The sequence below is a fragment of the Streptomyces sp. NPDC057638 genome, assembly GCF_042800315.1.
Lineage (GTDB): Bacteria > Actinomycetota > Actinomycetes > Streptomycetales > Streptomycetaceae > Streptomyces.
Window position 1 is genome coordinate 1 of the sequence record NZ_JBHVHF010000321.1, and the last position, 8,279, is coordinate 8,279.

Annotated in this window: 7 protein-coding genes and 1 pseudogene; 7 read left to right on the top strand and 1 reads right to left on the bottom strand. The window is 71.1% G+C overall.

Annotated features, from left to right (window positions below; genetic code table 11):
* Positions 1-134 precede the first annotated feature (134 nt).
* The 3 genes from ACFVIM_RS29570 to ACFVIM_RS29580 all read left to right on the top strand — a co-directional run bounded on the left by ACFVIM_RS29570 (position 135) and on the right by ACFVIM_RS29580 (position 2,834).
* Entirely contained in the window at positions 135-644 is a 510-nt protein-coding gene (locus ACFVIM_RS29570) for a MarR family winged helix-turn-helix transcriptional regulator (RefSeq protein ID WP_384307641.1), read from the top strand.
* A gap of 67 nt (positions 645-711) precedes the next feature.
* Entirely contained in the window at positions 712-1,047 is a 336-nt protein-coding gene (locus ACFVIM_RS29575; protein WP_384307644.1) for a DUF3817 domain-containing protein, read from the top strand.
* Positions 1,048-1,133: 86 nt separating this feature from the next.
* Complete coding sequence (locus tag ACFVIM_RS29580; RefSeq protein WP_384307647.1) at positions 1,134-2,834, top strand: methylmalonyl-CoA mutase; 1,701 nt, start codon at positions 1,134-1,136, stop codon at positions 2,832-2,834.
* A 155-nt stretch (positions 2,835-2,989) separates the two neighbouring features.
* Here the strand turns inward: ACFVIM_RS29580 and ACFVIM_RS29585 are convergent.
* Positions 2,990-3,172, bottom strand: a pseudogene (locus ACFVIM_RS29585) (TetR family transcriptional regulator); the annotation flags it as partial.
* A 238-nt stretch (positions 3,173-3,410) separates the two neighbouring features.
* On the opposite strand from ACFVIM_RS29585, the gene ACFVIM_RS29590 reads away from it, so the two are divergent.
* From ACFVIM_RS29590 to ACFVIM_RS29605, 4 genes are all read left to right on the top strand, one after another.
* Positions 3,411-4,379 carry a tetratricopeptide repeat protein gene (locus ACFVIM_RS29590; protein ID WP_384307650.1) on the top strand — a complete coding sequence of 323 codons (969 nt, stop codon included), beginning with the start codon at positions 3,411-3,413 and terminating at the stop codon, positions 4,377-4,379.
* Positions 4,380-5,063: 684 nt separating this feature from the next.
* Positions 5,064-5,702, top strand: coding sequence for a DUF6230 family protein (locus tag ACFVIM_RS29595; protein ID WP_384307653.1), 639 nt, complete (start codon positions 5,064-5,066; stop codon positions 5,700-5,702).
* Positions 5,703-5,824: 122 nt separating this feature from the next.
* On the top strand, positions 5,825-6,523 hold the full coding sequence (locus ACFVIM_RS29600; RefSeq protein WP_384307655.1) for a DUF6114 domain-containing protein: 699 nt from the start codon (positions 5,825-5,827) through the stop codon (positions 6,521-6,523).
* A 598-nt stretch (positions 6,524-7,121) separates the two neighbouring features.
* Complete coding sequence (locus tag ACFVIM_RS29605; RefSeq protein WP_384307658.1) at positions 7,122-8,195, top strand: hypothetical protein; 1,074 nt, start codon at positions 7,122-7,124, stop codon at positions 8,193-8,195.
* Positions 8,196-8,279 lie beyond the last annotated feature (84 nt).

The following is an 8,279-nucleotide window of genomic DNA, read 5'->3' on the forward strand; positions in this document are numbered from 1 at the left end:
GGCTCCGGGGCCTCCGCGTTGTCCTGAGCGGCGTGGGGTCATGCGCTCCACGGGAAGCACGGGTGTGGTGGGAGCTGTGGGGATCATGGGGGTATCGGTCACCTGCCCTCCCGTCACTCGGTAGGGTCGTTCCCGTGCCCAAGCCGCTCAGTCTGCCCTTCGATCCCATCGCCCGCGCCGACGAGCTGTGGCAGCAGCGCTGGGGGCCGGTTCCCTCCATGGCCGCCATCACCTCGATCATGCGGGCGCACCAGATCCTGCTCTCCGAGGTCGACGCCGTCGTCAAGCCGTACGGGCTGACCTTCGCCCGGTACGAAGCGCTGGTGCTGCTCACCTTCTCGCAGGCCGGCGAGCTGCCGATGTCCAAGATCGGCGAACGGCTGATGGTGCACCCCACGTCCGTGACCAACACGGTGGACCGGCTGGTACGGGCCGGACTCGTCGACAAGCGGCCCAACCCGAACGACGGGCGGGGGACGCTGGCGTCGATCACCGCGAAGGGGCGGGAGGTGGTGGAGGTGGCGACGCGGGAGCTGATGGCGATGGACTTCGGGCTGTCGGCGTATGACGCCGAGGAGTGCGGGGAGATCTTCGCGATGCTGCGCCCCCTGCGCCTCGCCGCCCAGGACTTCGACGACCGCTAGGTGTGTTGTTCGGTGAGGGGCGGACCCCCCGGGGTGGGATGGGTGGGCGGGTGGTTAGGCTCGGGGTATGAAAAAGACCGTGCTGACCCGGTACCGGGTGATGGCGTACATCACCGCCATCTGGCTCCTCATCTTCACCGGTGCCATCATCCTGAAGTACGGCTTCAGCACCGGTGACACCATGTTGATCTCCCAGATCCACGGTGTCCTCTTCATCGTCTATGTCATCTTCGCCTTCGACCTGGGCACCAAGGCCAAGTGGTCGTTCGGCAAGCTGCTGTGGGTGCTGGCGGCGGGCTGTATCCCGGTGGCCTCGTTCTTCGTGGAGCCGAAGGTCAGCCGGGAGGCGCAGGCGCTGATCACCGACGACCCCGCCGACCCGGTGAAGGTCTCGTCCCGGTGAGGGTCTAGTACAGAACGCCGTGAGGGCCGCTGGCCCCCGGCGTTCTCCCATCGACATTTACTAGGACGTCCTAGTAAATTCACAGTATGGACGCTGACGCCATCGAGGAGGGCCGCCGTCGCTGGCAGGCCCGCTACGACGCGGCCCGTAAGCGGGACGCCGACTTCACCACGCTCTCCGGTGATCCGGTGGAGCCCGTCTACGGGCCCCGGCCCGGTGACTCCTACGAGGGTTTCGAACGGATCGGCTGGCCCGGCGAGTATCCGTTCACCCGGGGCCTGCACCCCACCGGCTACCGGGGCCGCACCTGGACCATCCGCCAGTTCGCCGGGTTCGGCAACGCCGGGCAGACCAACGAGCGGTACAAGATGATCCTGGCCGCGGGCGGCGGCGGGCTCTCGGTCGCCTTCGACATGCCCACGCTGATGGGCCGGGACTCCGACGACGCCCGGTCGCTGGGCGAGGTCGGTCACTGCGGGGTGGCCATCGACTCCGCCGCCGATATGGAGGTCCTCTTCCAGGGCATCCCGCTGGGCGATGTCACCACCTCCATGACGATCAGCGGGCCCGCCGTCCCCGTCTTCTGTATGTATCTGGTGGCCGCCGAGCGCCAGGGCGTCGATCCGGCGGTGCTCAACGGCACCCTCCAGACCGACATCTTCAAGGAGTACATCGCGCAGAAGGAGTGGCTCTTCCCGCCGGAGCCGCATCTGCGGCTGATCGGCGATCTGATGGAGCACTGCGCCCAGGCGATCCCCGCGTACAAGCCGCTCTCCGTCTCCGGCTACCACATCCGTGAGGCGGGTGCGACGGCCGCGCAGGAGCTGGCGTACACCCTCGCCGACGGTTTCGGCTATGTGGAGCTGGGGCTCAGCCGGGGGCTGGATGTCGATGTCTTCGCGCCCGGCCTCTCCTTCTTCTTCGACGCCCATCTGGACTTCTTCGAGGAGATCGCCAAGTTCCGGGCGGCCCGGCGGATCTGGGCCCGCTGGATGCGCGAGGTCTACGGGGCGAAGACGGACAAGGCGCAGTGGCTGCGCTTCCACACCCAGACCGCCGGGGTCTCCCTCACCGCCCAGCAGCCGTACAACAATGTCGTGCGCACCGCCGTCGAGGCCCTCTCCGCCATCCTCGGCGGCACCAACTCGCTCCACACCAACGCCCTCGACGAGACCCTGGCGCTCCCCAGCGAGCAGGCCGCCGAGATCGCGCTCCGCACCCAGCAGGTCCTGATGGAGGAGACCGGTGTCGCCAACGTCGCCGATCCGCTCGGCGGCTCCTGGTACGTGGAGCAGCTCACCGACCGGATCGAGGCCGACGCCGAGCGGATCTTCGAGCAGATCAAGGAGCGCGGTCTGCGCGCCCACCCCGATGGCCTGCACCCCATCGGGCCGATGACCTCGGGGATCCTGCGGGGCATCGAGGACGGCTGGTTCACCGGGGAGATCGCCGAGTCGGCCTTCCGCTACCAGCGGTCGCTGGAGAAGGAGGAGAAGCGGGTCGTCGGCGTCAATGTCCACCATGGCTCGGTCACCGGGGACCTGGAGATCCTCCGGGTGAGTCACGAGGTCGAGCGCGAGCAGGTCAAGCTGCTGGGCGAGCGCCGGTCCCGCCGTGATGACACCGCCGTCCGCGCCTCGCTCGCCGCGCTGCTCGCGGCGGCCCGGGACGGCTCCAACATGATCGCCCCGATGCTCGACGCCGTCCGCGCCGAGGCGACCCTCGGGGAGATCTGTGACGTCCTGCGCGACGAGTGGGGTGTCTACACGGAGCCGCCCGGTTTCTGACCCGTGTGAGCGGCGCTGATCGTACGGAGGGTGACCCCCGCTCTCCGTACGCCGTGCGCCGCGCGGTTCTCTGCGTACGCGTACACGCGGTCCCCCCCCCGTAGGCGTACTCAGGAACCGCGCGGCGCGGGCAGGCCCGACAGCAGCGGGGTGGTGAAGGCGCGGGCCCGGGCGACGCCCGCGCGCACGGCCACATCGCCCATGGTCACCTTGGACCAGCCTCGTTCGACCAGCGCCGCCCGGGTCGCCGCCAGGATCGCGCTGTCGGCCTCCGCTGAGCGGGGGCGTCCGGTGCGGGCGGCTCGGGAGTCGGCTCGGCGGGGCATGACGGCGACCATACCGGTGGGTAGGCAAGGCGCTGTGCGTCAGTTCACCGGGTGAATCTGGCCAGCCAGGGGTACCCGCAGTTACGCTACGACGCGTAGCGAAAGCCCAGGTGGCTCCGCGACAACCACGGGTGCGAGGTGGGGACCTCGCGCCATACCGCAGGGTCGGCGGCCGGTCCGGACCCCCGGCCCGGCGGCCGGAAACCATCGCATTTTTCCCAAGGGCGTGCGGAGGGGGGAGGATGTACTCATGCAGCCTAGGAACATGTCCATGAGTGGCGTCGTCGACCTCGCCGCGGTGAAGGCGGCCGGAGAGGCCAAGACCAAGGCGGAGCAGGCCCGTGCCGAGGCCGCCCGTACGGGTGGTGGCGGCGCCGTACCCGTCTCCAGCCTGGTGATCGACGTCGACGAGGCCGGCTTCGAGCGCGAGATCCTCCAGCGCTCGGCCGAGGTTCCGGTGGTCCTCGACTTCTGGGCCGAGTGGTGTGAGCCCTGCAAGCAGCTCAGCCCGCTGCTGGAGAAGCTCGCGCGGGAGTACAACGGCCGGTTCGTCCTGGCCAAGGTGGATGTCGACGCCAACCCGACGCTGATGCGCCAGTTCGGTGTCCAGGGCATCCCCGCCGTCTTCGCGGTCGTCGCCGGTCAGGCGCTGCCGCTCTTCCAGGGTGCCGCGCCCGAGCAGCAGATCCGCCAGACGCTGGACCAGCTGGTCCAGGTCGCCGAGGAGCGCTTCGGGCTCACCGGGCTCGCCGTCGACGCGGACGGCACCGCCCCGGAGGCCGCCGCCCCCGTGCCCGCCGGACCGTATGACGCGCTGCTCGCCGCCGCCGTCGAGGCGCTGGACGCGGGTGACTTCGGCGGTGCGGTCCGGGCGTACCAGAACGTCCTCTCCGACGACCCCGGCAACAGCGAGGCCAAGCTGGGCCTCGCCCAGGCCGAACTCCTCGCCCGGGTCCAGAACCTGGACGCGGGCAAGGTCCGCCAGGAGGCGGCCGAGCGCCCCGCCGATGTGACGGCGCAGCTCGCGGCGGCCGATCTCGATCTGGTCGGCGGGCATGTGGAGGACGCTTTCGGCCGTCTTGTCGAGACCGTACGGCGTACGGCGGGCGAGGACCGCGACACCGCCCGGCTGCGGCTGCTGGAGCTGTTCGAGGTGGTCGGGCCCGACGACCCGCGGGTGGGTTCGGCCCGTTCGGCGCTCGCCCGGGTGCTCTTCTGAGCCGGAGGGGCCCGTTCGGGTGCGGGTCCCGGGGTCGGTTCCGCGCCAGTGATCGCCGTCCGGAGGTCCGTTCCGTCCCCGGGTGAGCGAAGTGCGGCGGTGGCACAGGGGTGCCGCCGCCGTTTTGGCGACACGGTGACAAAAAGTTGCCCTCCTTTACCGAAACTTGGTAATCGAAGGGCCTGTTACTCGCAGTAAAGCACCCTCTCCGTTCCGCCCGCGTATGGGCTGCCTCCTCCCCTTCTGGGCGTCTGATCGACTGCACCCTGTGTGCTCGCGTGGTCACAGGCGCGCACGGCCGGGTTATCTGTTCGTTACTAGTCGGTAACGACCCCCCTTGTATCCCGGCCGGTAATGCACCACGATCGGCGACGCTCGGTCCAATAGCGCACCGGCCCGGCTCCCAGCCGTGCCACGCTCATGGGGTCCCCGCCGAGTGGACCGGCCGTCAACGCCGGTTCTGGACAGGGGGGTTCCCGCTCCGGCGGGACCTGTCCGATATGCGCCGCGCCCGTGGCACGGATGCGGCCAGTGGTTGTCGCTCGGGGGTGATCGCCGGTGTTCCGGACGCGGTACGCGACGGATGGCGCGGGCGCTCCCCTTCCCGAGGACGTAGCGCTTCTCCCATCCCAGGTCGGACCCCGAATCCGGACCCGGGATGTACGTCCGAGAAGGAGGAAAGTCATGGAGTCTGTGGCTCGTGGCGGAACCAGATGGAAAAGGTTCGCCCTGGTCATGGTGCCGAGCGTGGCCGCGACGGCCGCGATAGGCATCGGTCTGGCCCAGGGGGCGCTCGCGGCGTCCTTCAGCATCTCCGGCCAGGAGTTCAAGGTCACCGCTGACCGACTGGAAGGCAAGGACTTCATCCAGTACGGCAGCTATGTGGAGGGCAAGACCCTCAACGGCAAGGACTTCGCGGCCCCCGTCGCGGTGTCCGGGTTCCGCGAGGCGGAGATCTGGGCGATGTGCCAGTCGGTCGTCACTCCGAAGGTGCCGCTGATCGGCACGGTGAGCCTGGTGCTCTCGGCGGGCACCGACGACAGCCGGCCGGTGCAGGCCACCGGTCTCTATCTCGATGTCTCCGACCTGGAGGCCGACGCCTACTTCAAGAAGATCGACATCGGTGTCGCGGCGGGTCGGCTCAGGGAGCCCGGTGCCCAGCCCGGCACGAAGTTCAACGAGTTCGGCTTCGGCCAGCAGGCGGAGGAGGTCGTCCTCACCAAGGTGAAGCAGAAGGCGTGGGCCACCACGGCGGGCACCTTCAAGCTCACCGACCTCAAGCTGAAGCTGCACCGGGGCACCAAGGAGTGCTTCACCGGCTGACCGGTGACGCCCCCGGGCGGGCGGGGGAGTCCCGCGTGTCGCTCCCGCCCGCGTCCCCCGGCCTCGCGTCCCCCCACTCACCATCTCTCCACCGCACGACCGCTTGCAGGGAGCTGTTTTCGATGAGCGCCGAGTCCACTGGTTCCCGCGGATTCCACCACTGGCGGCTGCGTTTCCGGGCATGGCGAGGCACCCGCCCCTTCTGGGCCGGTCTGTTCACGCTGCTCGGTGGCGTTCCGATCGCCTACTTCCCCTATGCCGACATCCGGCTCGGCAACCTCACGATCGCGATGTCGACCACGGCGGGCGCCGGTTCGCTGATCATCGGCATCCTGCTGCTGACCCTGGGGCTGACGATGTGGTTCCACGCCATCGTCAGAGTCTTCGCGGGGGTCGCCGCGATCGTGCTGGCGCTGGTCTCGATCCCGGTCGCCAACTTCGGCGGCTTTCTGATGGGTTTTCTGAGCGCGATGCTGGGCGGGGCCCTCTCCGTCTCCTGGGCGCCAGGTGAGCCGGTCGCGGAAGGGGCGGGGGAGCCGGGCGGGCATGAGCACAGAGCCGGGCCCGAGGGCGTGGTGTGGTCGTCCGGGACCGCTGGGGCCGCTGGGATGACGGGTGTGGTGGGAACGGCCGAGCGGGGCCGGGGCCCGGTGGGTCCCGGCGAGACGCCGGCCGGATCCGCTGACACGCGTGAGCGCACGGGCGCGGACGGTGGGGTCGGCGGGGCCGACGGGCCCATCGCCCCGGCCGCTCCCGGGTCCGGTGCCGGTACGGAGGGAGAAGCCGCCCACGCCGACGGCGGGAGGAACAGTGCCGGGTGATCTCACCTCCCGTGGCGCGCCCGGGGGCGAGGACCACGGACCCCGGAAAGGGCCACGGCACGCGGCTCCGCGTCCCTCCCTGCTGAGCCGGTTGCAGCGGCCCGCCGGGAAGGCGATAGCCCTGGCCGCGATGCCGACGGCGGTGATCATGGGGATGGGGCTGGCGCCCCGGCCCGCCCTGGCGGAGAACAAGGACATTCCCTTCGCTCCCGGGCCGTGTGTGACACGGTCGGAGGAGCCGTCGCCGGAGCCCTCGGGGGCGGGCTCGGGGTCCGCTTCCCCCTCGGCGCCGTCCTCGCCGTCGCCCTCGGCGTCCGGGTCCGCGTCGGCGCACCCGCTGGGGCCGCCCTCGCCGTCGGGGCCCGGGCCCTCTTCCTCCGCCCCCGGGGCCGGGGACGCGACCGCCCCGGGGACCGGGGACGCGACGCAGGGCGGCACGGGCGACGGGAAGGATGTACGGGACCCGGAGAGCCCAGGGAGTCCAGCGGGCTCACAGGACCCAGAGGCCCCAGAAGAGGCGGCGGATCGGGAGAAGGGCGGTACGGGGGGTGAGGGGCCGCCCCCCGAGGGTGAGCGGCCCACCGTCACACCGCCCGCCGTGCGGCCCCGGGGTCCCCTGGAACTGCTCGATCAGCTCGGACTCGGGGACGCGCTCGGCGAGTCGCCCGGCGGGAACGGCGACACGGCTACGGAGGACGGCGCGGCGGCCGGGGGCGGTGGGGGGTCCGGTGGCCGGGGCGGTCCGGCCCTCCGTCAGCCCGAACCGGGTACCGGCCGGAACGGGACCGGTGACACCCAGGCTGCCACCAGCGGCGACGGCACCCCGCGGGAACCCCGGGATCCGGGTGGGAGGGACGGCGGTACGCCATCGCCCGCCCGGCCGGACACGGCGGCGGGGGACGGTCCGAAGCCCACGACGGGCGGGAACCGGGAGGTGGACGCGGAGGCGGACCTGGACGGGAACCCGGACGCGAACCCGGACGGGGGCTCGGAGGCGGGCCTCGACGCGGACCCGGGTGCCGGGCCGGACATCGACGAGGGCGCGGGCGCCGACGAGGGCGATTCCGTCAAGGCCGCCATCGAGGAGGCCGCCCGCCGGGCCGGCGCCGTCACCGAGGAGCTGGATCCCGCCCGGACGGGGCTCGACCCCGTACCCGACACCGATATCCCCGACGGCGCCAAGCCCCGCTTCCCCTGCCCCACCCCCGACCCCGAGGCCCTCGCCAACGCGAAGACCGAGCCGGGCATCCCCCTGCTCCCCGAGCGGCCCTGGATCCTCAGGAGTTCGCTGCTGAGCCTGTACGGGCTGAAGTACCACGGCATCGTCGAGGTCCGCCGGGCCGGTGGCGAGCTGCGCAAGGCCCTGAAGTTCACCGCGCGGGCCGTCGACATCAAGGATCTGCACCAGCGGGCGGAGTACCCGATGGAGACCACCATGCATGTACGGGGGCGGGCGGGGTCGACCTCCACCATCCGCGAGGGCACGGTGACGATGTACACCGAGGAGCTGCGGGGCGATCTGTTCGGGATCTTCCCGGTGGTCTTCAGCCCGGAGACCCCGCCGCCGGTGGATATCCCCTGGGTCTTCTTCACGGATGTGACGGTCGTCCAGGCGGGCCAGTTCGGCGGGGCGCTGACGATCCCCGGGCTGCGCAACACCCTGACTCGCTGACTCGCTGACTCGCTGACTCGCTGGCCTGCTGACCCGCTGACGCCGGACGCACGGACGGGGCCCGCACCATCCGTGGTGCGGGCC

What these genes read in the sequence shown, in the direction of transcription:
- ACFVIM_RS29575 (WP_384307644.1), top strand. Translation starts at nt 712, where the DNA reads ATGAAAAAGACCGTGCTGACCCGGTACCGGGTGATGGCGTACATCACC.
- ACFVIM_RS29580 (WP_384307647.1), top strand. Translation starts at nt 1,134, where the DNA reads ATGGACGCTGACGCCATCGAGGAGGGCCGCCGTCGCTGGCAGGCCCGC.
- ACFVIM_RS29590 (WP_384307650.1), top strand. Translation starts at nt 3,411, where the DNA reads ATGCAGCCTAGGAACATGTCCATGAGTGGCGTCGTCGACCTCGCCGCG.
- ACFVIM_RS29595 (WP_384307653.1), top strand. Translation starts at nt 5,064, where the DNA reads ATGGAGTCTGTGGCTCGTGGCGGAACCAGATGGAAAAGGTTCGCCCTG.
- ACFVIM_RS29600 (WP_384307655.1), top strand. Translation starts at nt 5,825, where the DNA reads ATGAGCGCCGAGTCCACTGGTTCCCGCGGATTCCACCACTGGCGGCTG.